This window comes from Rhodoferax sp. RT5P35, assembly GCF_056521385.1.
Genome location: NZ_JBWMAX010000004.1, coordinates 349,410 through 375,809 on the forward strand (window position 1 = coordinate 349,410; position 26,400 = coordinate 375,809).

Genomic DNA, 26,400 nt, shown 5'->3' on the forward strand with positions numbered 1-26,400 from the left:
TACGCTGGAGGCCTATTTTCCTTAAAATCTACTGGACGGGTCGGCTAGGCGCTCACCACCGATGTGACTGGTGTGACCAATGTGTATTGGGCCGCGAAGGCGTTGAACGGGCCAATCGGCAGGGCCTGGCTGACCAGATAACCTTGGTACGCGCGGCAGCCAATGGCGGCCAGAAACGCGCGCTGGCCCTCGGTTTCCACGCCCTCGGCCATCACGTCCAGCCCCATGCTGTGGGCCAGGTCCACCACGGTGCGCACGATGGCCGCGTCCTGCGGGTTGGTCAGCACATCCCGCACAAACGACTGGTCAATTTTGAGCTGGTCCAGGGGCAGCTTTTTCAGGTAACTAAGCGACGAGTAGCCGGTGCCAAAGTCGTCCAGCGACAGGCGCACTCCCTGGGCTTTGAGCTGGGTCATTTTGGCAATGGTGTCGTCCACATCGTTGACCAGCATGCTTTCGGTCAGCTCCAGCTTCAGCTGCGACGGGCGGGCACCCGAGCGCTGCAGCACCGACAGCACCTGCGCGACATAGTCGGCTTGGCGAAATTGCTGGGCACTGACGTTGACCGCCAGCGTCAGCCCCGCAGTCTCGGGGCGCGCCGACCACGCCACCAGCTGGGCGCAGGCGGAGCCCAGCACCCAGTGGCCCAAGGCCAAGATCAAGCCGGTCTGCTCGGCCACCGGGATGAAATCTGCGGGCGAGACACGGCCCCGTTCTGGATGCTCCCAGCGCAGCAGGGCCTCGGCCCCGACGATGCGCCCATCGGCCCCTATTTGGGGCTGGTAGTGCAGCACAAACTGGTTGCCCGGCAGGGCTTTGCGCAGATCGACCTCCAACGCGTGCCGCTCTCTCAGGTCGGACTGCATCACCTGCAGCAAAGCGTAAACCACGGCCAAAGCCAGTGCATTCGTGACCCAGGTGCCGGGTATCCGCACCTCGTCTGGCAGCATGTAAGGTGTCACCCAGCCCCAGGTGGAGCTGGCAAAACCAAAATAGGCGGCAAAGCAGGCCAGCGGTATGCCGTGGCGCAGCCAGACAGACTCGCCCTTGAAAATTAAAAACGTCCCCATGCCCATGACCAAAAAGTAATGGTGCGAGGAACGCGGTGCTAGGGCAGAGGGTACGTCCAACACCAGGCACAAGATGCTGAGCCAGATACTCAGGCAGCCCACCAGCACCAGCGCCGCCGCACGGATGCGGCCCTGGCGCACCAACCAAGCGGCGACCACGGCCACAGATGCCACCACGATCTCAAAGCCCGCCAGCATCCAGTTGCTGCGCATGCCAAAGTACACCGCCCAATAGGAGCCCCCCAGACCGGTTGCCGCGCACCACACCAGCACGGTTCGGCGCATGCGCAAGGTGTGCTTGGCGCTCGGGGCGCTGCGCCGAAGAGTGGGTTTTGGCATGCTGCCCATCGGTTGGGCTGGGGCTAGTGCATGAAGCCCATGCCCCGGGCTTCGCGCACTTCGGGTTTGATGCGGTGTTCGGCTTCCAGCTGGTCCATGAACTCGTCGGCACCCAGCGCAGTGTCAAGGATTTCGCCTTGCCGCTTCACCGCCGCAAAGTCGCCGGGGCAGAGCTGCTCCAGCCGGGCCAGACGGGTCTGCAGCGCTGTGCTGAACAGCGCCGCATCGCCACCCAGCGCCTCCAGCACAAACATGGTTTCGCGCTGGAGGCGCAGCAGGGGCTTGAACTGGATCTTGAAGGTAAACCGGCGCAGCGCCGCCTGGTCGATGCGGTCCAGCAAATTGGTGGTGCACACAAAGATGCCCCGGTAGCGCTCCATGCCTTGCAGCATTTCGTTCACCTCGGTGACCTCGTAGGTGCGCTGGGCACCGCGCCGGTCTTGCAGAAAGCTGTCGGCCTCGTCCAGCAGCAGCACGGCTTTTTCGGCCTCGGCCTCGCGGAACATGGCGGCCATTTTCTGCTCGGTTTCGCCCACGTATTTGCTCATCAAGTCGCTGGCCTGCTTGACGATGAGCGGTTTGTCTAGGGCCTTGGCGATGTGCTCGGCCAGGGCGGTTTTGCCGGTGCCGGGTGCGCCGTAAAAGCACAGTGTGCCGTGGCCGCGGGCCTTCAAGGCCTGCACGATGCGGGGAATTTCAAAGCGGCTTTCCACATTCAGCATGTCCAGGCTGTAGGTGGTGGCGCTGGGGCGCGGGGCGTGGTCGTTGGCGCTGTTGCCCAAGGCCCTATCGGCGTTTTGGAGCTGGCGGTCGATCAGGGTTTCGAATGTGCTGTCCAGGGCCGGGGTGACCAGTCCGGCAAAGCGCACTGCCGTGCGGATCTGCGCCGGGGTCAGGCCTTTGCGCTCGGTGAGCTTGGCCACAAAGGCATCGCTCACGGCCACGCCTTCCAGCGTCTTGCGCACCAGGCCTTCGCGGGCACCGGGCGGGGGAGATTTGAGCTCCAGGTGGTAGGCAAAGCGGCGGCGGAAAGCCGGGTCGATCTGCTCGATGCGGTTGGTCACCCACAGCGTGGGCACGTTGTTGGATTCCAGGATCTGGTTGACCCAGGCCTTGCCGCTGACCGACGCGGTGCCGGGTGCCGCCACCTGCTCGGCCCGGGCCATGAGCTGGGCGGCCTCGGTGCTGATGGGCGGAAACACGTCTTCCACCTCGTCAAACAGCAGCGCGGCCTGCACGCTGCCCTTGAGGAACACCTGGGCGATCTGAAGCGAACGGTAGCGGTCGCGGCCAGACAGCGAATTGCCGTCGCGGTCGGCGTATTCCACCTCGAACAGGTCCAGCCCGGCGGCCTGGGCTACCACCCGGGCCAGCTCGGTCTTGCCGGTGCCGGGCGGGCCGTACAGCAGCACGTTCACGCCCGGCTCCTTGCGCGCCACGGCGTTGCGCAGCAGGCTGACAAGCACCTGCGCGTCGTCCAGCACATAGGTGAAGTCGTTCAAGGCCAGGGTGCTCTTGGTGGCCGGGCGGGTGAACACGGCCATCAGCTCGCTCTGGTCGCGGTACTCCCGCATCAGCACCGGGGGCAGCTTTTCGCTGACCTTCATCAGGTCGGCCAGGTCGGTGATGTTGTGCTCGGAGATCAGGTTTTCCACCAGGCCGATGCGCTCCAGCCGCGAACCGGCGCGCAGGGCCTCGCCCACCTCGGACGGGCTGACCCCGGCGACCTCGGCAATCGCGGCATAGGCCTCGGGCGCGTTGTTGACCTTGACCTCGACCAGGATGGTGCGCAGGTCGCGCTGGTAGCGGGCCAGGGTGCCGTACAGCAGCAGGGCGCGTTCGGCCTTGTTGAGTTGCAGCAAGCCGGACAGCGCGTCGATGTTCTTCTCCACCAGGGTGGACTGTTTTTTGAGCGCGTGGGTCAGCCATTCGCCGGTGACGGCTAGGGCGGACAGCAAATCCTTGGGCTGGTCTTTGGCGTACTCGTCCAGGTAGAAAAACAGCGTGCCTTCTTCGTAGGGGCCGCGCCACACGCCGTGGCGCTCCAGAAACTCGGTGGTGCCCAGGGCGGCGTGGCCGCGCCAGAATTCGTTGTCTTTGCAGCGGCGGGTGAGGAATTCGCGCAGCCGCAGCAGCACCGGCTGGGGCCACACCAGGTGCCGCCCGGCCATGGCCAGCAGGCTGTTGAGGTCGCGCCGCACATTGAATTTGGGGCCTTGTCGGGCCACCAGGGTCAGCACAAAGTGCGAACACATCAAATCCAGCACGGGCGCGGTCTTGAGGCCGGGTGAGGGCACCAACTGCGCATTCGCAGGGTCAAAAACCAGACGCTTCACCATGGGCAGGCTCCTAGCAACGCAAACAGTGTCGTTGCCGCACCATAACGCAGCGCATCGGGCATGGGAAGACCTGGCCTCCGAATATCCGCAGAACGCGAATACCTCTCAATGCTTCGCACTTGTACGGTGCAGGCGCGCCTATCCGCTTAGAATCGTCGAGAACCAAAATGCAAGGAAACCCTATGTCCCAGCCCACCGACGACCACAGCACTCCCGCACGCGCCCCGGCCGATGCCGCGGAATCCATCGTGCCCTTGATCCCCATGGTGTTGCCGATCGTGGGTGGTGTGTTGATTTTCTTGCTGGCTTTTATCGCCGTTTCCATGGCCTAAAGGCCCCTGGCGCTGGTCCCGCATGGACTGGCCGCTATTGATCGAATAGCACCATGCCCCTTTGCAGGGCGGGTGCCCAGGTTCTGTGCAACGCAGAACCTGTCTTTATCCCACTCCCCGTCTTCATTTCGCGAAGCTATGTTTTCAATAGCTTGTTATGCACTATCCATGGGCGATAGCAGCTTATTTATTTTTATTTTTAAGCCGCGATGGGCAATCCATCTTTTCACGTAGTTATGCATAAACCTATGCAACGTTTGCATATCATTTGAATGTAATCGCTATGTAACTAGCCTGCGCATCTCTAGAATCGGCATCTCAGCCCCCGAGGTTGCAAAGCCGTTTTCTGAAAAGGCCGCTCGCAGTGCCCAGCGCACGAAGCCCTCTTTTGAAAAAACGATTTTCAACTTAGGAGCTCCCCCGATGAACGCACGCACTCTGCAAGGCCTGGCCCACACCGCGCCCGCCTATGTCAAAAATACCCGGCTGCTGGCCTGGGTGGCCGACATGGCCGCACTCACCCAGCCCGATGTCATCTACTGGTGTGACGGCAGCCAGGACGAATACGCCCAGCTGTGCCAGCAACTGGTGGCGGCAGGCACCTTCAAGCAGCTCAACCCGGCCAAGCGCCCCAATTCCTTCCTGGCCTGCAGCGACCCGAGCGACGTAGCCCGCGTGGAAGACCGCACCTACATCTGCTCCGACAAAAAAGAAGACGCTGGCCCCACCAACAACTGGATGGAACCTGCCGAGATGCGCGCCACCCTGAACCCGTTGTTCGCCGGTTGCATGCGCGGGCGCACCATGTACGTGGTGCCGTTCAGCATGGGCCCGCTGGGTTCGCCCATCGCCCACATCGGTGTCGAGCTGTCCGACAGCCCGTACGTGGCCGTCAACATGCGCACCATGACCCGCATGGGCCGCGCTGTGGTGGAGCTGCTGGACACCGACGGTGCCTTTGTGCCCTGCGTGCACACCGTGGGCATGCCTTTGGCGGCAGGCCAGGCCGATGTGAAATGGCCGTGCAACAAGACCAAGTACATCGTGCACTTTCCCAAGACCCGCGAAATCTGGTCGTATGGCTCTGGCTATGGCGGCAACGCGCTGTTGGGCAAGAAGTGCTTTGCGCTGCGCATCGCTTCCAACATGGGACGCGACGAAGGTTGGCTGGCCGAGCACATGCTGATCCTGGGCGTGACGAATCCGCAAGGCAAAAAATACCATGTGGCCGCAGCCTTCCCCAGCGCCTGTGGCAAGACCAACTTCTCCATGCTGGTGCCGCCCGCAGGCTTCCACGGCTGGAAGGTCACCACCATCGGCGACGACATCGCCTGGATCAAGCCCGGCTCCGATGGCCGGCTGTACGCCATCAACCCCGAAGCCGGTTACTTTGGCGTGGCCCCTGGCACCAATTACCACACCAATCCGAACTGCATGGCCAGCCTGGACAAGGACGTGATCTTCACCAACGTGGCCCTGACTGACGACGGCGACGTGTGGTGGGAAGGCATGGAAAAAGACACCGGCAGCCTGCCCGACCACCTGATCGACTGGCAAGGCAAGGACTGGACCCCGGCCATCGCCCGTGCCACCGGTGCCAAAGCCGCCCACCCCAATTCCCGTTTTACCGTGGCCGCCACCAACAACCCGGCGCTGGACGATGCCTGGGACGATGCTGCCGGTGTGCCGATTGATGCCTTCATCTTCGGCGGCCGCCGTTCCACCACCGTGCCCCTGGTCACCGAAGCCCGCAACTGGACCGAGGGCGTGTACATGGCCGCCACCATGGGCAGTGAAACCACCGCCGCCGCCGCAGGCCAGATGGGCGTAGTGCGCCGTGACCCCTTCGCCATGCTGCCCTTCATGGGCTACAACATGAGCGACTACTTCCAGCACTGGCTAGACATGGGCGACAAGATGGCCCACTCGGGTACCCGCCCACCCGCCATTTTCTGCACCAACTGGTTCCGCAAGGGCGCGGATGGCCAATTCGTTTGGCCCGGCTACGGCGAAAACATGCGCGTGCTGAAGTGGATGATCGACCGCCTGGAAGGCGAAGCCGCGGGCCAGGAAAACATCTTCGGCATCAGCCCCACCTACGGCGAGCTGAACTGGACCGGGCTGGACTTCACGCCTGCCCAGTTCGATACCGTGACCCATATCGACACCGGCGCTTGGCAACAGGAACTGGTGCTGCACACCGAGCTGTTCACCCAGCTGGCGCACCACCTGCCCCAGGCCTTGGTCGACACCAAGAACGCGCTTGAAAAGCGCCTGGCGATGTAGGGCGCTTGCGTGCCCTATTGGCTTGGGGCACTACCGATTGCAGCCTAACAAGGCACTCAAAAGACGCTACGCAGGCTTTTCAATGAAAGCCTGCCATCAAGCTTTTGTGGTGTGGTTGTGTTTTACGAATTGGGCGAACTCAGAGGTGTAGTCGGCATGCCAGCGCGACAGGGCGGGCCGGTTTTTCACGATGTCATCGGCAGCCCAAAGAATACGGCTTTCGTCCAGTGTGCGCGATACGTCGTTGTCAGGGCACAGAATGTAGAAGTCACCCCCGTTCAGCCGCTCCATCATGAAATCCACGGTCTGCTCTGGTGTCCACGCGCCAGCAGGCTTCTCGGTGCGCCCCTGCGCAGTAAGGCCGGTAAAAACAAAGCCGGGAACGAGTAAATGCGCCGTGACTTGGCAACCCACCGTGTTGCGCAGTTCATGGGCAAGCGCTTCTGTGAACACCTTGAGTCCCGCCTTAGAGACGTTGTAAGCGGGATCTCCCGGAGGGGTTGTGATCCCCTGCTTGGAGCCCGTGTTGATGACCAGCCCCGGTACACCCGAAGCCACCATCAACGGCACAAACAACTGTGAGCCTAGGACCGCACCACCAAGATTCACAGACAGAATGCGCTCCCAAGTGTTTTGCGTATCAAAGACAGAGCTTCCCGGTTGGATACCCGCGTTATTCATCAACACGCTGACGCTACCAAAGCGCTGCTGCACGTATTGCTGCAGGCGCTGCAGATCGTCCCTTTGGCTCACATCGGCCTCCAAACCGACCACGCTTTCAAGACCATGGGGAGCGAAAGCGGCCACTGCGTTCACCGCATTTTCGATGCGTTCTGCACCGAGGTCCGCAATGCAAACACGTAAGCCCATAGCGGCCCACCGTTTCGCTACGGCCAAGCCAATGCCCGCTGCACCGCCGGTAATCACAGCCACGGACCCAGCAAATAACGCAGGATGTGCCATAGAAGTACAACTCTCCATCAGATTAAGGGTTTAAGCCACTGCAGGCCGGCGCTGGTGCCGCCAGGCACTGCACCACGCAGGGGGCGGTACTCACAACCGATCCAACCGGTATAGCCTAACTCTTCCAGTACTTGGAACAAAAAAGGATAGTGGAGCTCGCCCAGATCGGGCTCGTGGCGGGTGGGGACTCCGGCAATTTGGATGTGGCCCACATCTCCAGTGGGTAGGTATTTGCGGATCTTCATCGCCACATCGCCTTCGGCAACCTGGCAGTGGTAGAGGTCCATCTGGACCTTCAAATTTGGCATATCCACGGCGGCTACCGCTGCATGGGCCTGGTCCTGACGATGCAGGAAAAATCCTGGCATGTCACGGGTGTTGATAGGCTCAATCAATATATCCACCTCTTTTTTTGCCGCCCGCTCGCAGGCCCATCGCAGGCGCTGCACGTACAGCTCCACCAAGGCCTCGTAGCGATGGCCTCCTGCTTGTATGCCGGCCATGGCATGGATGCGCGGACAGTTCAATGCCACCGCATATTCCAAAGCCAGATCGATACCTTGGCAAAACTCATCTTCTCGACCGGGCAAGCAAGCAAGTCCGCGTTCACCGGCAGTCCAATTGCCTGGAGGCGCATTGAAAAGTACTTGTTGAAGCCCGTAGGCATTCAACCGGTCCGCAATATCAAGAGGCTTGAATTCGTAGGGGAATAAATATTCCACGGCCTTAAAGCCATCGTCAGCCGCCGCCTTGAATCTGTCCAGGAAGTCAAGTTCCTGGTAGAGCATGGATAGATTGGCTGCAAATTGAAGCATGTTTTTACCATTTCACGCCAAATACTTGGCGTAATTCATGAAGTTGAGGTTCTGTTAAGGCATCCACCTGCAAGGGATTTTTCGACACCAGCTTGGCTGTCTCTTCCAATTCTTCCAGCGTAGCCATAGCGGCAGAAGGAGCGTCGTGCCAGACATTAGGGCCCAGGCGCGAAAGCATGACGGCGCGTATGGGTAACTGCGCCTGCCCATAGCGGTGGATTGCTTCGGCCACGGCATCTGCAGCCTCTACAGCACCAGGACGGTAGTAGGGAATCAAGGGTACGTGCCCGACCTTCATGGCAAAGTAAGGCGTTACAGCGCGCAACAGCTCTGTACCCAAGAGCGTTTCGGGCAAAGCACACTGGTTTGTCGGGTGCAATGTCAACGCTACGCAATGGGTGCTGTGGGTATGGATCACGCAACGGGTATCGGCTTGGTATGTAGTTGCCGCCTTGTAAATATGTGTGTGCAACAAAAAGCTTTTGCTGGCTTTGTCGCCACTGCGCTGTACACCGTTATGGTCCATTCTGGCCAGGCGCGCGGGATCGAGCGCGCCAAGGCACGCATCGGTAGGGGTCATCAAAAATCCATCGTCCAGCCGAATACTGATGTTGCCCGCAGTAGCATGCACATAACCGCGCTCGAACAGACTTTTACCAATGCGGCACATTTCATCTCTTAGCGCCGCTTCCGTCATGCAAGCACCTCAAACGCTTTGGTAAAGAAATCTTTGGTGCCAAAGTTGCCGGACTTCAACGTGATGTGCAGACCATCGGGCGCGAGGTCAGGTACAGCATGGCACCAAGGGACCCCAGGATCGATTTGTGGGCCAATGGCCAGCTGGCTGATGTGCAGCGCCTGGACGCATGCACCGGATGTCTCGCCGCCCGCGACCACGAGTTGGCGCACTCCCAGATGAACCAGTCCCGCCGCGATGTGCGACAAAGTCTTTTCAACCAGTTCACCTGTCTCACCAACGCCCAGTGTGGCTTGTGCGGCCTTCACCGCTTGCGTTTCTGCGGTGGAATACACCAGTACCGGACCAAGGGCAATGCGGCTCTGAGCCCATACCAAAGCATGCTCGACGACACCACCCCAGCTTTCAACATCCTGGGCCAATCTCTCGGTATCGATCGCCAACGTCGGCATGCCGCTTTGCATGAAGTGCGCTACTTGCCGGTTGGTCGCCACAGAACAGCTACCGGAGACCACCGCTTTAAACCCCTTTGCAGCCGGTAAATGGCTAGAGGCAGACGAAGGGGACAGACCGAAGTTGGCCGCCAGACCGATAGCTATACCCGACCCGGCTGTAATCAGTGGCATATCCTTCAGCGCTGGAGCGATGCGCAAAAGGTCTTCATTGGTCAGGGCATCCACCACGGCCAAACCAAAGCCTTCACTGCGTAACTCGGACACCTTGGCACGTATGGCCATTGCACCTTGCGCCACGGTCTTGTAGTCAATCAAGCCCACCTTGCGCTGGCATTGCGACTGCAGTACGCGTACCAAATTGGGATCGGTCATGGGTGTCAACGGGTGGTTTTGCATACCACTTTCGTTGAGCAGTACCTTGCCAACGAAAAGGTGGCCGTTAAACACTGAGCGCTGGTTATCTGGAAACGCAGGTGTGGCGATAGTGAAGTCGCTATGCGGTGTGCCAGCCAGTGCGTCCATTAGTGCTTCGGTGACAGGACCAATATTGCCCTCGGCTGTGCTGTCAAACGTAGAGCAGTATTTGAAATAAATCTGTTGCACACCCTGCTTTTGAAGCCACCGTAGCGCATCCAATGACTGCCGAATTGCTTCGACCTTGGGAATTGTCCTTGACTTGAGAGCAACGACCACCGCGTCGGCACCCGTATTCAACGGACCATCTGGTACACCGATAGCCTGTACCACTTGCATGCCGGAGCGTACGAGATTGTTGGCGAGGTCGGTTGCACCGGTAAAGTCATCGGCAATACAACCAAGTACAGGCTTCTTCATTTGACCGATGGCAATTCAATGCCTGGAAATATCTTGATGACTGCACTATCGTCCTCTGCGGAAAATCCACCAGTGGATGCCTGCATGAACATTTGGTGTGCCGTGCTTGAGAGCGGCAGAGGGAACTTGCTGGAGCGCGCCAAATCCAGCACTAACCCCAAATCCTTGACAAAAATATCCACTGCCGATAACGGCGTGTAGTCCGCAGCAAGCACATGCGCCATACGGTTTTCAAACATCCAGCTATTGCCTGCGCTGTGGGTAATTACCTCATAGAGCTTTTTGGGGTCCACGCCTTCTCGCAGGCCAAGCGCCATAGCCTCGGCAGCCGCCGCAATATGCACACCGGCCAACAACTGGTTGATTATTTTGACCTTGCTGCCTGCGCCCGCACGATCACCCAGTTGGTAGACGTTTGAGGCCATGGCATCCAGTACCGGCTGCGCCAACACATAAGCCTGGGGCTTGGCCGAAGTCATCATGGTCATCTGGCCTGACTCGGCTTTTGCAGCACCGCCCGATATGGGGGCATCAAGGTAATGCAAGTCTCTTTCAGCCAACCGCTCTTCCATACGCTGCGACCATCCTGGATCTACGGTGGAACACATCACAAAGACACTGCCTGATCGCATGGCGTTAAAACATCCTTGATCACCAAATAGCACCTGTTCGGTCTGCACAGCATTCACCACGACCGACACCACCACATCGCAGTTGGCCGCCAGCTCGGCCGGTGTCGCACATTGCTTACCGCCCTCTTGCACAAAAGCCTCGGCAACACTGGAGCGAACATCAAACACATGCAAATTAAAGCCTTTGCGACGCAAGGACTTGGCCATTCCTGACCCCATGGCACCTAAGCCAATCACGCCCACATTCATGGTCATGGAAAACTCCTGATTATTGGTATAGGTGGATACATTTAAAACCCCTGAATTGATAATATCATCATACAACTACAGCTAAAAAATTGCTAACTATCCAGCCATAAAAGGGCTACTTAAGCCCAGAGACCAAAGGCTGAGCCAGCTGCACGCCAGACTGCTGCCAAAACGCAGGATCAGCTAGTTCGATCCGCTTGATCGCGTTGTCCATATGCGAGGCTGCAGCCTTGCGCGCCGCAGCAGCATCACCCGCCTCAATAGCTCTAAAGATCATGCCATGCTCCTCCTGAACTTGGCGCGCGAAATCGGTGCGCCTGGCTTCGTTGGCGCGCGTTACTCGCGTCACGCCACGCATGAACTGCCCAAGATATTCCAATGTTCCAATAAGAAACGGATTGCGTGCAGCATCTGCAATTGCGCGGTGGAACCTCACATCTTCATCAACCCCGTCACCCCCCGATTGCACCGCCTTTTGCAAAGCGGTGATGGCCTGTCTTATTTGCTTGATATCCACCTGTGTACGCAGGCTGGCCGCCAATCCAGCAACTTCCGCTTCTAGCGCCCTGCGAACCTCGACCATTTGTATAACAGCCTGCTTGGAAGCAGCGTACTTGGCATCAAAGTTAAGAGGCGCGAACCCCACACTTTTGACAAAGATTCCACTTCCCTGCCTTGAGTCCACCAATCCCAATGACTTCAAGCGCGAAACAGCCTCGCGGACCACGGTGCGACTAACAGAAAACTGCACGCACAACGCTGCCTCGGTCGGAAGCTTTTTCTCAACAGGCAGGCGACCAGATCGGATCTCCAATGCGATGGCTTCTGCAACTTGGTCTGACAGAGATGTGCCAGGTGTGACAGACTTGAACGGAGAAATCATTCTTGGCTTTAATTCAAACTTAGAACTTTAACCCATTGCCCATGGCCTAAAGGACTATTCCTACTCAGGCCGAATCCTAGGCACTGCAAAAATACGGTGTAGGGTATCGCGCCTGCTGCCCACTGTGAAAGATTTTAAAAGCCGTATATTTCAATCCGTTCTTCATTCACTAAGATTGCAAACACGCGAGGTCTTTTGGACCATCTGAGCGAAAGCCAGATTCCATCACTTGAGGTGGTCTTTCCATTTGTACTGTTGTTGGAATCCCAACAATCGCTTAATTTTTTCATTGCTCAACAAAGTTTCGAATTCACCCAATGGTTTCTTTAAAGGTACATTGGGATAAAAGCGCTTCAGCAATTCAGCCGTCGGCAGGTCGGACGAAACGTCATCCGCAGCCACATTCATGATCTGGAATCCCAGGCCATCTTTTTCTACGCCCAGGCGTGCTGCAGTCGCCAGATCGCGCGCATCGATGTAGCTCCACGCAATACGGCGCCGAAAGCCTGGATCCTTGAAGTATTCCGGAAATTTGGAGTAATCGATTGGATCAATCACGTTGCCAATCCGCAGGCAGTAAATATCGGAACCTGTTCGCGCGTGAAATGCTTTAGCAGTATTCTCATTGATTATTTTAGACATGGCATAGCTGTCCATCGGATTGCACGGATACTCTTCATCCAAAGGAAAATACTCTGGCATACGATATTCGTTTGCAAATACCAGCCCATAAGTTGTTTCGCTCGATGCAATAATAATTTTCTTGATTCCATATTTGGATGCTGCGTCCAGTACGTTGTAAGTACTCATTACATTGATACGGAAAACTTCGTTATCCGGATGTGTCATGATACGGGGAATAGCCGCAAAATGGATAATGGCATCAATAGGTGCAGGTCGAATGGTTTCGCTGAATTCATGGCGCACCGTGGTACTGCAAAGTGCATTGAAAACCTGCCCAGAGTCCGTCAAATCGGTAACCAGTGTGCGTGCTTCAGAACCTTGCAATACGGTCCGATCCAGATTCATGACCTGGTGCCCTTTTTCCAATAGATCCTTGACGACCCATTTACCAGCCATACCGCTGCCGCCGGTGACGATAATATTTTTTTTCATGGTTTTCCTATGAAATTACTTGGTTTAAAAAATGGAGGATATTTACTTGGATTACCGATTCAGCAATGCATCAGACACAGCTTGCACGCCACTTTGCGGTGAAGACAGTACAGGCACCTTCATCGCAGCCAGTTGGGGAACCAAACGCGCCATGGAAACTTGTGCAAGCACAATCACATCGACTTTGTCAGCCAAAGATTCAATGGTACGTTTCACAATCTCATCGTGCTGCTCTGGCTTGCCGTCCAACAGCGACTGAAATGCGCCTTCGGCTAAGGCTTCTGTGATTTCGATCTTTTTACCGACCGCGAGAGCTTTTGTGTGTATTAAACGAACAGTGGGCGCCAGGGTGGTTTGAACAGTCGCCACAACACCGATCGTGCGGCCCAAATTAACAGCTTTTTCGGCCATCGTGTCGTCAATTTTGATAATGGGTACACCAATGACAGGGCGGGCTGCACTTGCAGCTTCACCGACAGAAGAGCAGGCGTTGAGCAAGGCTACCGCACCCATTTTTTCACCTTGTTGCATGTACGACAAAATGCGTCCCGATACGGCCTCTGTCAAATGGCCAGCAGCCATCACGTCATTGAGCAGGCTATCGTCCATGATGTTGACCACACGCACGTCCGGCAATATCTCTTGAAACTGCTGCTTGATCGGTTGCACTGTGGCCGGTCCGGTATGAATTACTACGACTGTTCTCACGTATTACTCCTGGTTAAAAATATATCAAGCAGACGCGGCATCCATGATGGCGTTTTGGTTTGCTTCTGATCGACTTAGTTCTGTTGCGATCACTCCTTCGCGGACCACCACAATGCGGTCACTGATGGCCAAAACCTCCGGCAAATCGGATGAAACCACAATGATGGAAATACCCCGCTGGGCCAGCTCTTGCAACAAGCGATGCACATCCGCTTTCGCTGCGATATCGATACCGCGCGTGGGCTCGTCCACAATCAAGACCCTGGGCGAACGCGCCACCCATTTTGAAATAACGATCTTTTGCTGATTGCCTCCGCTCAGGTCCTTAACGGTGGTCTCTGGCGAGCGGGCTTTGATACCGAGTTTTTGGATGAAGGTATCGCAGGCAATGGTCTCGGATGAACGGTTCACCACACCCATTTTTGCGTATTGGCCGAGATGGGTCAGGCTGAAGTTTTCACGTACTTTCATGCCCAGAACCAAGCCTGCTGACTTGCGGTCCTCCGTTACAAAACCTAAGCCCCTATGGATGGCCTCGCGGGGATTCTTGATGGTGACCGCCTTGCCATCCATTTCTATGCTGCCGGTGTAGGCGCGCAAACCAAAGAGCATTTCCATCAGCTCGGTGCGCCCCGCGCCTATGAGTCCGAAGAAACCCAGGATCTCACCCTCATGCAACTTGAAACTACAGTTGCGTACCGCAGTTCTGCGGTGCGATTTAGTCTGCATGCTCAGGTTCTTGGCCTCTAGCACGACCTTTGTGGTGGCATGGCACTTGTACTCCCCATATAGCTCTGCAGACTCTCTGGCAACCATCATCTTTACCAGCTGTGCACGGTTCACGTCTTTCACCGGCTGGGTGTCGATACATTGGCCATCCCTCAAAACCGTTACGCGGTCTGCGATATCGAATATTTCTTCCAATCGGTGGGTGATATAAATAATGCCAATCCCATCCGCTCGCAATTTGGTGATGGTATTTTTTAGTACGCTGGCCTCATGGTGACTGAGTGATGCAGTCGGTTCATCCATGATGACAATCTTGGAGTTGTTCGAAAGAGCCTTGGCAATTTCAACCATCTGCTTTTGTCCAATGCTCAGATCCGATACACGCGTCGATGGATCCAGATTGATATTGAGTTGGCGCAACAACAAGGCGGCTTCGGCTCGCATTGCGCGGGTGTTGAGCACCCCCATCCAATTCGACAGCTCTTTGCTCAGAAATATGTTTTCGGTAATGGTCAGGTTGTCAACAACCGATAGCTCCTGGTAGATGATGCACACGCCGTGGGCACGGGCATCGGCCGTACCCGCTAGGTGCGGAATATGCTTGCCGTCAATCCATATCTCGCCACCCGTATCGGGGTGGTATACACCCGTCAGAATTTTCATCAAAGTGCTTTTGCCCGCGCCATTTTCTCCCGCAATCGCAAGCACCTCGCCACGTGCAACACCCAGGCTGACCTGGTTCAAAGCCTTTACGCCGGCAAATGTTTTTGAAATTTTCTTGACTTCAAGATAAGGCATCACATACAGCTCCAGTAAAAGCAGGACCCCTTGCGCACGCAAGCGGATCCCACTTGTTGATGCGACTTACTTGGTGTAAGAACCCAGGTTCTGGCTAGTCACCACGTTCACACCTGTGTCCACGTTGCTAGGATTGGTTTCCTTGCCATTGATCTGGTCTACCAGATGCTCGACCGCAAGCCGCCCCATAGTCACTGGGCGCTGAACCATGATGCCCTGGATATAACCTTCTTTCACGCCCTTGACCGTGTCCGGAAGATCGTCAAACGCCAGAACCTTCACAGAAGATTTCTTGCTGCTGAACTCCTTGGTTGCCATGACCTTGGACACAGCAGGCCCCCCCACTTGGCTCACCCCAAAAATGCCCTTCAAATTGGGGTTGGCGCGGAAAATGGATTCAGTCGTGGATACCGCACGCGCAAGATCATCTTCTGTACCTTCGGTGGCCACCAGCTTGATCTTGGGGTGCTTGGCCAACGCCATTTTGATACCGCTGATGCGCTCGTTCAAATTTGCTGCGCCAAGCTGCCCGGTCAAAATAGCCACCTCGCCTTCCTCATTCAACTCTTTGGCCATAGCTTCACCCATGGTTTCACCGGCTGCAGAATTAATAGTGCCGATATACATCGACCGACCGCTATTGCTGGAGTCGGAGTCAAAAGTCAGCACCTTGATGCCGCTGGCAATAGCTTTTTTGATGACCGCTTCAACCGACTTAGGCTCGTTCACAGAGATGGCAATGCCATCCACTTTCTTCGAGATCAGGTCTTCCAGTATGCGGACCTGTGTAGATCCTTGCGTGTTTTGTGGCACAACCCACTGGTAATTCACCCCTAGCTTTGCAGCAGCTTCTTTGGCTCCGTTATTGCAATCGTCAAAAAACGGAACCGCAACCTTGGGAATCACAGCGATACGAATATCTTTCATATCTTTGGCCAAAGCACCCATTTGAATCGACAGCGCAAACGGAATAGCCAAAAGGGAAAACTTAACCAAAGGGAAGAATTTTTTCATGATGTCTCTTTCTTTACTTGAGGTGGATAACTTTCAAATTCCGACGCAAATGGACTTGCGCCAACGGGGTCAAAAAGCACCCATACTTTTTAACGCTACCGATCCTTTTTGGCATTGCGCCAAACATCTATGCTGACCGCAATCAAAATGACAGCACCCGTAATGGCTTGCTGTGCATAGGTGTTGATATTCATGAGCACCACGCCATTGGCGATAATTCCGGTGAGTGCTGCGCCCAGAATGGCACCCTGCACGCTGCCCACACCACCCGCCAGGCTCGCCCCACCAATTGCAGCGGCTGCAATCACGTCGAGCTCGATACCGAAGCCCGAAGCAGGCTCCGCAGAAGAGAATCTGGAGAACGCAATCACACCCGCCAGAGCTGAAATCACACCCGACAAGGTAAACACCACCAACTTCACCTTGGCGGTGTTCACACCACTGATCCAGGCAGCATGTTCATTCCCCCCCGTGGCATACACATGGCGGCCAAATGTCGTGTAGGCCATCATCAGCGAGAAAGCCACGGCCAGCACCACCATGATCACCACTGGCGCCGGTACATAACCCATGTAGCCCTGGCCTATGGCATTGAACGCTTCTGGGGTGTTGGGCGTAACCGGTACCCCTTTGGTGACTATGTACATCAGGCCGCGACCAATGCTCAAAGTACCCAGCGTTGCGATAAACGGGGGCAATCGGCCTACCGTGACAAGCAGGCCATTTGTCAGACCAAACAAAAAACCCACCCCCAGTCCACAACCCACACTTACCACGGTGGGTAGGCCGTGCTCGAAAGCCAATGCGGTCACCAGGCCCGCCAGACCCATGACCGAGCCAACGGACAGATCGATTCCTCCAGTAACGATCACCATCACCATGCCGATCGACATGATGGCGGTTGTCGAGAATGACCGGAAGACACCCATCAAGTTGTCTGTCGTCAAAAAATAGGGCGTCGCCAATGCGATGCCCGTACTGACGATCAACAGTGCCAGCAGAACACTGGCCTCCTTGGTGCGGAGCAGGCTCCATATAGGCGTCCAGCCGAACGCGGCTTGCGGGCCAAGTTTGGTGCGATTCACAGTTATTTCCGTCATGTTAGGGTCAACACTTTTTCTTTAATTGATATGGTTATCATACAACTTTTGGACTATTGTTGGTTAGGGGTTTTCCCGAAATCCATGCTTTTAGAACGTCTTCGCGGTCTCAGGGATGGGCTGAATGTTGGGTAGCACCCTGTAGATCAAAGTACGTGATGCCCAGTACACGGCTAGACAGTATTGCGCTGTTGTGCCACCCATAGGAGCTATCGGCCGCCACTGGTCTTGCCACATCACATCTTCTAATAGACCCGATGCCTTGGGTCCGCGACGGATGGGCTTTGTCGGACGCACGAAAAAGCCCCGCCCATCTTGACGATGGGCGGGGCTTTTAGCCGATGGCGCCAGATTTAGATGTGCGAGCTGACTCGGTAGCTGGCAGCGCTGTAAGCCTGCGCATCCAGCAGGTCAAAAGCCCGCAGCATGGCGCGGCCCAGACGGTTGGACTTTGGCTTTTCAGCCACGGCGGCAGCGGCAATGTCGGCCTGATCGGCGCGGCCCATGGCGACTTGCAGATCAGCCATGATGCGGGGGTCGCTCAGGGCCGTGGCCCACAGGCGCTTGTCGGCACGGGCGCGGGCTTCGCGCAGCGACCAGGCATCAAGTGCGTTGACCACACGGCCAGCCAGGCTGCGGGCGCTGCCGGCAAACAAGGCCATCGCGGCAAAGCCCACGGCCCAGACGACCACCCAGGCCATCAGCAAATGGCCTTCGGCCCAGCTGTCCACCAATTGGTCGGCGGCCACCACCAGGGCAGACACCACGGCGGCGAGCAGCACGGCGGCCAGACCACGGGGGGAGTCGAAATTTGGCTGGAAACCACGTGCTGTAGTGGCAACCGAGTCAGCGCGTGCTAAGCCGGAATGCTCGGTAGAGAAGCTGGGGTTGGTAAAGCGGGTCATGGTGTGTTCCTTGGTAACAAAGCGTTTTGGACTGGATCGCCTTGAACGCAAACGAATCTTAGGGTTAACACTAGTATTTTCTAAATTTATCTTTGTGATGATCTACATTCACTACCGTGATAGATGGTTTACCTAAAGCCCAGGAATAGCACGACCGTGCACCCTTCGAAAAATCTCTTTTTTGCCGATAAATAAGTGAAGAATCGGCTTCTAGCGCAATTGAAATCTACGCAGTTAGCTATTTAAAACATAGCGGAACTAGTTGGCAAAATGTGTGGACAGTTTTGGTTTACAAAAGATGCGGGATGGCTCTGATTTGGCGCAGATTTCGGGTTTAGAGGACGGTCTCTACGTATGTTTTTTGCAACAATGCGGGTTTTACATCCGCAAAAACTGGCCCACACCGCCATGAACCCACCCAACTTTCGCACTTTCGACCTGAATCTGCTGCGCGTGTTTGACGAAATCATGGCCGAACGCAGCCTGACCCGGGCTGCGCAGAATCTATCCCTCACCCAGCCCGCCGTCAGCAACGCCTTGCGCCGCCTGCGCGACAGCCTGGGCGACGAGCTGGTGCGCCGCAATGGCTCCAGCATGGAACCCACGCCCCGCGCGCTGTCCCTGTGGCCCACGGTGCGCGAATCACTGCGGCAGTTGCAGGGCTCGTTGGCCCCCAGCACCTTTGCCCCGGCCGAGGCCGACGACAGCTTTGTACTGGCCATGGCCGATGCCACCGCCGCCGAGCTGTTGCCCGGCCTGATGCGCATCCTGGAAGCCGAAGCGCACCACGTGTCGCTGCACGTGCTGCCGCTGGCCTCGCGCGACCCGCGCAAGCTGCTGGAAGACGAGACGCTGGATCTGGCAGTGGGATTTTTTCCGGCCGTGCTGGCCGATCTGGCCGCCCGCGCCCAGGTGGGCAAGGGCAACCCGTATGCGCACCTGCGCCTGTATGACGGCCACTACGTCTGCGCCATGCGGCGCGACCATCCGCTGGCGGCAGGCACGCTGACGCTGGACCAGTTTTGTGCGGCGCGGCACATGCTGGTCAGCTTTTCGGGGCGTTCGTTTGGGTTTATCGACGAGGCGCTGGCCCTGATCCAGCGCAAACGCCAGGTGGCCTTGACCGTGAACCAGTTTTTTACGGCGGGCCATATCGCCGCCCAGACCGATCTGCTGACCGTTTTGCCGCAGCACTTTGCGCATGCCATCGGCAGCACCGATGTGCTGGCGCAGCGCCCGCTGCCCTTTGAAGTGCCTGCGGTGCATGTCGATGCCCTATGGCACCGCCGCATGGAATCCAGCCCGGCCCACCTGTGGCTGCGGCAGGCCGTGGCGCGCGTGGCCGCAAAGGCCTACGCGTCTGATAGCTAGCGGGCAGTTAGCGGATGGCGCTGAGCGCCGCCAAGGCTGCAGTCCGCAGTTCGGCGGCATGGTGCGGATCGCGACCGGCCTGGGCATCGGCGGTTTCCATCAAACCGTGGGCGACACTGGCGTTTTCAACCACCACAGCGCTGGATTTGGCTTTAGGGAACAAGATGTATTGGGCAAGCAAGGTAAACATGGTGGCACCACCGTGTGAACGGTGAAAAGTTGCAATAGGGTTAGCATAAGGGTTTTCCCTAGTTCTTCAAGCCCTGGCCTATGCCGGTCATGCATAAGTTCGTGCATTGCTGCCCAAAATGGGGCGTTTTCGATCCGAAGAACGTGTTCAAGGTCTTTTTAAGGCCGCCAAAAAGACCTTGGACACGTTCTAAACTGTGCACGCCATGCGAATCCAACTCCTCTCTGACCTGCACCTGGAAGTGCACCCGCACTTCGTACCCACCCCCGCGCCAGGGGCTGACGTGCTGGTGCTGGCGGGCGATATCGGCTCCTACCAGGCGGGTTCGCAGCTGGCCTCTGCGGGCGATACCGACTTTGGCCTGGCCCGCTTCTCGCCCCTGCCGCCCTCCGCAGGCGGTGCAGGCTGGCCCACGCCGGTGCTGTTTGTGCCCGGCAACCACGAATACGACGGGCAGGATTTCGAAGAGGCCGATACCCGCCTGCGCGCCACCTGCGAGCGCCTGGGCCTCATCTGGTTGGAGCGCGAGGTGGTGCAGCTGTGCGGCACGCGCTTCATCGGCACCACGCTATGGAGCGACTTCGATGCGCTCGGCCCGCCAGCCAACGACAGTGCTGCCACCCTGGGCCAGCAGCTCAAGGCGCGCGACAAGGCCTTTCGCGCCGCCAACTACTATTTGAAGAAGAACAGCGCCACCCGCCAGGGCCTGCCCATGCTGGCCGATGGCATCCGCGCGCAGGCCCTGGTGTGCCAAGAGTGGCTGCGCAGCGCCCTGGCTGTGCCGTTCGATGGCAACACGGTGGTGGTCACCCACTTCGCCCCCAGCCTGCACAGCGCCGACCCACGCTATGGCCGCACCCCCGGCACCGCCGGGTTCTGCAACGCGCTGGACGAGCTGCTCCCCCACGCCCAGCTCTGGCTGCACGGCCACCTGCACGCCCCCAGCGACTACACCCACCAGGGCTGCCGCGTGGTGGCCAACCCGCTGGGCTATGCACGCAAGAACGAGCAGGCGGGGTTTCTGGCCAGCCAATGCATTACCTTGGCCGAAACTCAAAATTTAAGCCAAATCGCCCTCTAGCGCATATTCTGCCTACGCAAGTAGCTATCAAATTAGGATAAATCCGTGGGTATTTGCGCTGGATCAAATACAGCGCGTTGTAACCGTCCTGTACCCGTCACCGGGTGGCAAAATTTAAAACAGCGCATCGCCTTTCGCACACCAGGAGCCCGCCCATGACAGCCCCCCACACCCCTTCCCCCTGGTGGCGCAGCGCCGTGGTCTACCAGGTCTATCCGCGCAGCTTTGCCGATGGCAATGGCGACGGGATTGGCGATATCGCGGGGATACGTGCGCGCCTCCCCTACCTGGCGGACCTGGGCATCGACGCGGTGTGGATCAACCCCTGGTACCCCTCGCCCATGAAGGACGCGGGCTACGACGTGGCTGACTACCGCGACATCGAGCCGCTGTTTGGCACCCTGGCCGAGGCCGAGGCGCTGCTGCAGGAAGCCCACGCGCTAGGGCTGAAAGTGCTGCTCGACATCGTGCCCAACCACTGCTCCGACCAGCATGTGTGGTTCCAGCAGGCCCTGCAAGCCGCCCCCGGCTCGCCCGAGCGCGACCGTTTCATCTTCCGCCCCGGCAAAGGTGTGCATGGCGACACCCCGCCCAACGACTGGGTCAGCGAATTCGGCGGCCCGGCCTGGACCCGCACAACGAACCCCAACGGCCAGCCCGGCGACTGGTATCTGCGCATCTTTGCCCCCGAGCAGCCCGACTTCAACTGGGACAACCCGGACGTGCTGGCCGAGTTTGAAACGACGCTGCGCTTCTGGTTTGACCGCGGTGTGGACGGCTTCCGCATCGACGTGGCGCATGGCATGGTGAAAGCCCCCGGCCTGCCGGACGTAGGGCAACGGACCCTGCCCGCCCACGAAGATGCCAACCACCCGCACTGGGACCTGCCCGGCGTACACGCCATCTACCAGGCCTGGCGCAAGGTGGCCGACAGCTATGCCGACCCGCGCATTTTTGTGGCCGAGGCCTGGGTGCATCCCGGCGACCGGCTGGCGCGCTACGTACGTAACGACGAGCTGCACACCGCCTTCAATTTCGACTACCTGGTGGCCCCGTGGCGCGCCGAGCAGTTGCGCGCCAGCATCACCGGCACGCTGGCGGCCCATGCGGAAGTCGGCGCGCCACCCACCTGGGTGCTGAGCAACCACGACGTGGCCCGCGAAGTGTCGCGCTACGCCCGGCCCCAAACCGCCGCCCCGCTGCGCTGGCTGGACGACCTGCTAGCCCAGCCTGCTGACTTTGCCCTGGGCCTGCAGCGCGCCCGCGCCGCCGCGCTGTTGATGCTGGCGCTGCCCGGTGGGGCCTACATCTACCAGGGTGAAGAACTCGGTCTGCCCGAAGTGGAAGACCTGCCCGATGCCGTACTGCAAGACCCGATGTTCGAGCAGACAGGCCGCACAAGCCGGGGCCGCGACGGCTGCCGCGTGCCGATTCCGTGGGAGGGTGCGCAACCGCATTTCGGCTTTAGCCCGCCCACCAGTGCGCCACCCTGGCTACCCCAGCCCGCCCACTGGGCGGCGTTGAGCGTGTCGGCACAAAGCGGCGTCGAGGGCTCGACGCTGAACCTGTACCGCCAGGCCCTGCAGCTGCGCCGCAGCGACATCGGCCTGGGCGGCTACGGCCTGCAGTGGCTGCCGTCGCCCGAGGGCGCGCTGGTATTCACCCGCGGCTCGGGCTTTGTGTGCATGGTGAATGTGTCGGCCGAACCGCTGGCCTTGCCTGCGGGGGCGAAAATGCTGCTCAAGAGCGGCACGTTGGACGCGCAAGGCCGGGTGCCGGCCGACACCGCGGTCTGGCTGCAGACCTTTTAAGCTAAATTATTAATAGCTACTGGTGTAGATTCTACTTGCGCTATCGGGCATTTAGGCCCTCAAAACAGGTACCCAGCACCCACTCCACCACCTGGGCATCGCTGTACTGGCCGCTGGCTTGCAAAAAGCCCAGCACCGGGTCGCAGGCGCGGGCAAACAGGGTGTAGAGCACGGCAATCGCCGGGATCTGCGGGTTGATCTGGCCAAGCTTTTGCGCGGCCTGGATCCAGCCGCCCAGCTGGTCGCTCACGCCCACCAGCGCATCCAGATAAGCCCCATTGCCCATCAGATTGGCCCGCAAGGTGGAGTTTTGGCTGGGCAGCGAGGGCATTTCGCCCGCCAATTGCACCTCCATCGCCCAGCGCACCATGGCCTTGAGATTATCCAGCGGTGGGGCGTCTGCGGGCAGGCTGTCCAGATGGGCCTGGGTGCGGTGCAGCACGCGCACCATGGCGGCGGCGGCCAGGTCTTCCTTGCTGGGAAAGTGCTTGTACAGGCTGGCCTTGGCAATGCCCACGCCCTGGGCCACCTCGTCCACTGTCATGGCTTCAAAGCCTTTTTCGGCCAGCAAGCGGTTGACGGTTTGCACGATGGCTTCTTCGCGCGCGGCCAGCATCTGCTGCTTGAAGGAAATCTTGGGCATCACAGTAGGTTTCATGGCGTAATTTTAGCCCGGCACGTCTTCAAAAAGATACCAAGGCTATTTAGATACCGCAAAGTCACAAAACACAAGAGCCGTATGCACATTGACGCACCACGCTTCAGGTCTCGCAATATATAAAAATAATACCCATAACCATAATCACTGGCTATTAATCATACGGCATAAATATTGGTTAATAAAACCAAAATGCGCGTTTATGTTTTGATATATATACAGTTTGTAACAACATAGTACATTAATGTACCTCCGTGTAAACAGGTGGGTATTTCAACCGCTTATTCAAAATAGAAACAAAATCCAAACAGGCAGAATTTAATTGCCCATTTAACCAAAGTTAAGGATTTTTATGAAAGTTATTAGTCCATCCACTGCAGCCCAACAAACTCTTGCGTTGGCCAAAAAAGCGGCACCCAGCACTAGCGATAAAACGGCCCAGGATTTTTGTGCAATTGCCGCAACTGTCGCCACCGCTGCCGATGTCGCATTACAAGCCGGCAGCACGGTCAGCAAAGCCGTCAATAGCGTGGAAAACACGATCAAGGAAGCCACCAACAGCACGGTGTCGTTAGCCAGTGACGCGGCCAGCGAAGTGAAAGCGGGCTACAACAAGGTCGCCAGCGGCGTGGGCACAGTGGCCAGCGGTATCGGCACCGCCGCCAGCACCGTCGCGGGCTATGCAGACAAAGGGCTTACCGCGGGTGTGCAGGCCGTTATCGCTCTGGTTTAGTGCCGGTGACACAGCATAAGTCCGAGGAAAACAAGGTGTACAAATCAATCTGCCTCATGCTGTGCACGGTAGCTGGTTCTGCGCTGCAAACCGGATGTTCTATTTTTTCGCCGGTACCCCTCTACGAATTGGTCAAAGCCACCGGCGTTGCCGCCAGCGGCTTGATTGCCGTGGGACCGAGCTCGGCCAAAAATACGGTCTACCACATCCATCCCAGGTTCAATAAAGTCTGCATCGAATTCAACCCGGAATCGCAGGCGGTGGAAATACTGCCCGCCTTGCAATCCGAGTTGCATCTGCACCAAATTGAAAGTCGAATATACGAGTTAGGCACAGGTAAAAATGCCTGCGATATATGGCTGAATTACGCGGCATATATTGAATGGGCTATTGCACCCTATACCAATGACTATAAAACCTATTTAACCACTGCCACCCTGACTTTGCGTGACTCCAACGGCAAAGTTTTATCGCGCAGCAGTTATGAGTTGGACCCAACCTATGGAATGGGTAAATGGTCATCCACCCGCAGCAAAATAGCACCGGTGGTGAATGCCCTGGTAACCGGATTTGAAAGTTAAACCGGCTCGCATCTTGTTCTCTACCAAAGGTTTTCCATGAAACATCGCATTGCACGCCGATATATTTCTTATCTGGCATTTTCGGTCTCAGCCATGTGCGGACTGGTCGGCTGCGCCGGTTCGGACAGCATTGTGCCGCCACCGGTACGGGCCAATCCCCTGCCCGTACCTACGGACATTGAGCCCGGAGTCACCGGGGCGATTTTTCGGCAGAACATGACAAGCGCTTCGCTGTTCTCTGACCGCCGCAAACCGCGCAAGATCGGCGATGCGCTGAAGATCGATATTTCAGAAACCATCAGTGCCAGCAGCGACCTCACAACCGACACCAGCCGTGAAACCAAGCTGGCCAACAAGGGACCGGGCTCGAACTCCAACTCGCTGGGCGGCATCCTGCGCGGTATCGCCAATATCGATGCCACCGCATCCGGCAGCGATTCTTTCAAAGGCACGGGCACGGCCAGCAACACCAACAAATTCTCCGGCCGCCTGGCGGCCTCGGTGATCAATGTGATGTCGAATGGCTACCTGGTGGTGGCCGGCGAACGCAGCATTGCTTTCAACAACGGTGTCAACACGCTGCGCTTCTCGGGTGTGGTGAATCCGAACGACATCACCGCGGGCAATCTGGTGGCCTCGGGGGACGTGGTGGATGCCCGGCTGGAGCTGGTGGGCAAGGGCGATATGTCGGAAGCGGCATCGCGCACCTGGATCCAGAAGATCCTGGCCAAAACCCTGTCTTTCTGGTGACCGGTGTGGTGCCTGTTGTAGCCTAGCTCAGCGGCTGCACCAGCGTGTCTGCCGCCGTCTGGGTCAGGGCGGTGCTCAAGGCATCCAGCACCTCGGACTGCAGATTCCAGCAATGCCAGAACAGCTGGATGTGCAATCCCTGGCTGGGGGCCAGATGCACCAAGGCACCGCTATCGATCAGGCTGCGGGCCAGCAGCTCGGGCACCACGCTCACGCCCCACCCGGCCAGCACCGCGCGCACCTGGCCTTCGGAGCTGGGCACAAACAACTGGCGCAACGACACCCGCTTCAGGCCAAACGCCTGGCTGACGAATTCGCGCTGCATGTCGTCCTTGCGGTTGAAGGCCACAAACGGCACGCTGCGAAAGTTGTGCGCCGTCAGGCCGTTGGGCAGGTGCTGGCGGGCATAGGCGGCCTGGGCCACTGCTACATAACGCATAGCGCCCAGCGGCACCACCTTGCAGCCGCGCAGGGCCTGGCGCAGAGTGGTCACGCAGCCCATCACCTGGCCCTCGCGCAGCCATTCCTGGGTAAAGTCCTGGTCGTCGGTGATGATTTCCAACGGCAGGCCCTGGGCTACCACGGCCTGCAGCGCGCCCATGGCCCAGGTGGCGATGCTGTCGGCGTTGATGGCAATCGACACCCGCTCTTCGTCGCGCGCGCCGCCCATGGCGCTGGGGGCCAGCTCCTGCATGTCGCGCTCCAGGTCGGCGCGCAGCAGGCGCAACTGCTTGGTGTGTTTGATCAGCAAATGCCCCGCCGCCGTGGGCTTGAGCGGGCGGCTGCGTACCACCAGCACCGTGCCCGCCTGCGCCTCTAGCGAGCGCAGCCGCTGCGACACCGCCGACTGGGTGATGTTGAGCCGCTGCGCGGCCCGCTCGAAACCGCCCTCTTCGACGATGGCGGCCAGGCATTCAAGGGCGTCGGGATCAAAGGTGCTCATACCCTCGAATTTACCCGG

Annotated in this window: 25 protein-coding genes; 8 read left to right on the top strand and 17 right to left on the bottom strand. The window is 58.1% G+C overall.

Features of this window, described 5'->3' with window-relative positions:
- Nucleotides 1-44: 44 nt before the first annotated feature.
- Complete coding sequence (locus AC097L_RS08180; RefSeq protein ID WP_479585837.1) at nt 45-1,409, bottom strand: putative bifunctional diguanylate cyclase/phosphodiesterase; 1,365 nt, start codon at nt 1,407-1,409, stop codon at nt 45-47.
- A gap of 23 nt (nt 1,410-1,432) precedes the next feature.
- On the bottom strand, nt 1,433-3,748 hold the full coding sequence (locus tag AC097L_RS08185) for an ATP-binding protein (RefSeq protein ID WP_479585838.1): 2,316 nt from the start codon (nt 3,746-3,748) through the stop codon (nt 1,433-1,435).
- 182 nt (nt 3,749-3,930) lie between these two features.
- Here AC097L_RS08185 and AC097L_RS08190 point away from each other — a divergent pair, with 182 nt between their 5' ends.
- The gene (locus tag AC097L_RS08190; RefSeq protein WP_479585839.1) at nt 3,931-4,080 is read left to right on the top strand and encodes a hypothetical protein; all 150 of its coding nucleotides are present in this window, start codon (nt 3,931-3,933) and stop codon (nt 4,078-4,080) included.
- Between the two features lie 423 nt (nt 4,081-4,503).
- Nucleotides 4,504-6,366, top strand: a complete 1,863-nt coding sequence (locus tag AC097L_RS08195; RefSeq protein WP_479585840.1) for a phosphoenolpyruvate carboxykinase (GTP) — start codon at nt 4,504-4,506, stop codon at nt 6,364-6,366.
- A gap of 96 nt (nt 6,367-6,462) precedes the next feature.
- On the opposite strand, the gene AC097L_RS08200 is transcribed toward AC097L_RS08195, so the two are convergent.
- The 12 genes from AC097L_RS08200 to AC097L_RS08255 form a co-directional block, all read right to left on the bottom strand.
- The gene (locus tag AC097L_RS08200; RefSeq protein WP_479585841.1) at nt 6,463-7,299 is read right to left on the bottom strand and encodes an SDR family NAD(P)-dependent oxidoreductase; all 837 of its coding nucleotides are present in this window, start codon (nt 7,297-7,299) and stop codon (nt 6,463-6,465) included.
- A 47-nt stretch (nt 7,300-7,346) separates the two neighbouring features.
- Nucleotides 7,347-8,144, bottom strand: a complete 798-nt coding sequence (gene otnI, locus AC097L_RS08205) for a 2-oxo-tetronate isomerase (protein WP_479585842.1) — start codon at nt 8,142-8,144, stop codon at nt 7,347-7,349.
- A gap of 4 nt (nt 8,145-8,148) precedes the next feature.
- Nucleotides 8,149-8,841, bottom strand: a complete 693-nt coding sequence (locus tag AC097L_RS08210) for a class II aldolase/adducin family protein (protein WP_479585843.1) — start codon at nt 8,839-8,841, stop codon at nt 8,149-8,151.
- Nucleotides 8,838-10,130, bottom strand: coding sequence for a 3-oxo-tetronate kinase (gene otnK, locus AC097L_RS08215; protein ID WP_479585844.1), 1,293 nt, complete (start codon nt 10,128-10,130; stop codon nt 8,838-8,840). Before otnK ends, AC097L_RS08210 begins: the two co-directional genes overlap by 4 nt.
- Complete coding sequence (gene ltnD / locus AC097L_RS08220; RefSeq protein ID WP_479585845.1) at nt 10,127-11,017, bottom strand: L-threonate dehydrogenase; 891 nt, start codon at nt 11,015-11,017, stop codon at nt 10,127-10,129. The genes otnK and ltnD overlap by 4 nt, the downstream gene beginning before the upstream one ends.
- A 109-nt stretch (nt 11,018-11,126) precedes the next feature.
- Complete coding sequence (locus tag AC097L_RS08225) at nt 11,127-11,894, bottom strand: FadR/GntR family transcriptional regulator (protein WP_479585846.1); 768 nt, start codon at nt 11,892-11,894, stop codon at nt 11,127-11,129.
- A gap of 225 nt (nt 11,895-12,119) precedes the next feature.
- Entirely contained in the window at nt 12,120-13,010 is an 891-nt protein-coding gene (locus tag AC097L_RS08230) for an NAD-dependent epimerase/dehydratase family protein (RefSeq protein ID WP_479585847.1), read from the bottom strand.
- Between the two features lie 51 nt (nt 13,011-13,061).
- Nucleotides 13,062-13,718, bottom strand: a complete 657-nt coding sequence (locus AC097L_RS08235; protein WP_479585848.1) for an aspartate/glutamate racemase family protein — start codon at nt 13,716-13,718, stop codon at nt 13,062-13,064.
- Between the two features lie 24 nt (nt 13,719-13,742).
- The gene (locus AC097L_RS08240) at nt 13,743-15,245 is read right to left on the bottom strand and encodes a sugar ABC transporter ATP-binding protein (protein WP_479585849.1); all 1,503 of its coding nucleotides are present in this window, start codon (nt 15,243-15,245) and stop codon (nt 13,743-13,745) included.
- A gap of 66 nt (nt 15,246-15,311) precedes the next feature.
- Complete coding sequence (locus tag AC097L_RS08245; RefSeq protein WP_479585904.1) at nt 15,312-16,193, bottom strand: sugar-binding protein; 882 nt, start codon at nt 16,191-16,193, stop codon at nt 15,312-15,314.
- A 161-nt stretch (nt 16,194-16,354) separates the two neighbouring features.
- Nucleotides 16,355-17,350: an ABC transporter permease gene (locus AC097L_RS08250; RefSeq protein WP_479585905.1), complete on the bottom strand. Its 996-nt coding sequence runs from the start codon at nt 17,348-17,350 to the stop codon at nt 16,355-16,357.
- A gap of 362 nt (nt 17,351-17,712) precedes the next feature.
- Complete coding sequence (locus tag AC097L_RS08255) at nt 17,713-18,264, bottom strand: hypothetical protein (RefSeq protein WP_479585850.1); 552 nt, start codon at nt 18,262-18,264, stop codon at nt 17,713-17,715.
- A 408-nt stretch (nt 18,265-18,672) separates the two neighbouring features.
- On the opposite strand from AC097L_RS08255, the gene AC097L_RS08260 reads away from it, so the two are divergent.
- Nucleotides 18,673-19,635: a LysR family transcriptional regulator gene (locus AC097L_RS08260; protein WP_479585851.1), complete on the top strand. Its 963-nt coding sequence runs from the start codon at nt 18,673-18,675 to the stop codon at nt 19,633-19,635.
- Between the two features lie 7 nt (nt 19,636-19,642).
- Here AC097L_RS08260 and AC097L_RS08265 read toward each other — a convergent pair whose 3' ends face one another.
- Entirely contained in the window at nt 19,643-19,825 is a 183-nt protein-coding gene (locus AC097L_RS08265) for a hypothetical protein (protein ID WP_479585852.1), read from the bottom strand.
- Between the two features lie 205 nt (nt 19,826-20,030).
- Between AC097L_RS08265 and AC097L_RS08270 the strand changes: the two genes are divergently transcribed.
- Both AC097L_RS08270 and AC097L_RS08275 read left to right on the top strand, forming a co-directional pair.
- A complete protein-coding gene (locus AC097L_RS08270) occupies nt 20,031-20,906 on the top strand; it encodes a metallophosphoesterase (RefSeq protein ID WP_479585853.1) in 876 nt (291 codons plus the stop codon).
- A 155-nt stretch (nt 20,907-21,061) separates the two neighbouring features.
- Nucleotides 21,062-22,717 carry a glycoside hydrolase family 13 protein gene (locus tag AC097L_RS08275; RefSeq protein ID WP_479585854.1) on the top strand — a complete coding sequence of 552 codons (1,656 nt, stop codon included), beginning with the start codon at nt 21,062-21,064 and terminating at the stop codon, nt 22,715-22,717.
- Between the two features lie 40 nt (nt 22,718-22,757).
- Here the strand turns inward: AC097L_RS08275 and AC097L_RS08280 are convergent, their stop codons facing one another.
- Nucleotides 22,758-23,375: a TetR/AcrR family transcriptional regulator gene (locus AC097L_RS08280; protein WP_479585855.1), complete on the bottom strand. Its 618-nt coding sequence runs from the start codon at nt 23,373-23,375 to the stop codon at nt 22,758-22,760.
- A 352-nt stretch (nt 23,376-23,727) separates the two neighbouring features.
- Here AC097L_RS08280 and AC097L_RS08285 point away from each other — a divergent pair, with 352 nt between their 5' ends.
- From AC097L_RS08285 to AC097L_RS08295, 3 genes are read left to right on the top strand one after another with little or no spacing between them, the layout of a single operon-like run.
- A complete protein-coding gene (locus AC097L_RS08285; RefSeq protein WP_479585856.1) occupies nt 23,728-24,108 on the top strand; it encodes a hypothetical protein in 381 nt (126 codons plus the stop codon).
- 35 nt (nt 24,109-24,143) lie between these two features.
- Nucleotides 24,144-24,689 carry a cell division protein FtsI gene (locus AC097L_RS08290; RefSeq protein ID WP_479585857.1) on the top strand — a complete coding sequence of 182 codons (546 nt, stop codon included), beginning with the start codon at nt 24,144-24,146 and terminating at the stop codon, nt 24,687-24,689.
- 36 nt (nt 24,690-24,725) lie between these two features.
- Entirely contained in the window at nt 24,726-25,439 is a 714-nt protein-coding gene (locus AC097L_RS08295; RefSeq protein WP_479585858.1) for a flagellar basal body L-ring protein FlgH, read from the top strand.
- Between the two features lie 22 nt (nt 25,440-25,461).
- Here the strand turns inward: AC097L_RS08295 and AC097L_RS08300 are convergent, their stop codons facing one another.
- Nucleotides 25,462-26,382, bottom strand: a complete 921-nt coding sequence (locus AC097L_RS08300; RefSeq protein ID WP_479585859.1) for a LysR family transcriptional regulator ArgP — start codon at nt 26,380-26,382, stop codon at nt 25,462-25,464.
- Nucleotides 26,383-26,400 lie beyond the last annotated feature (18 nt).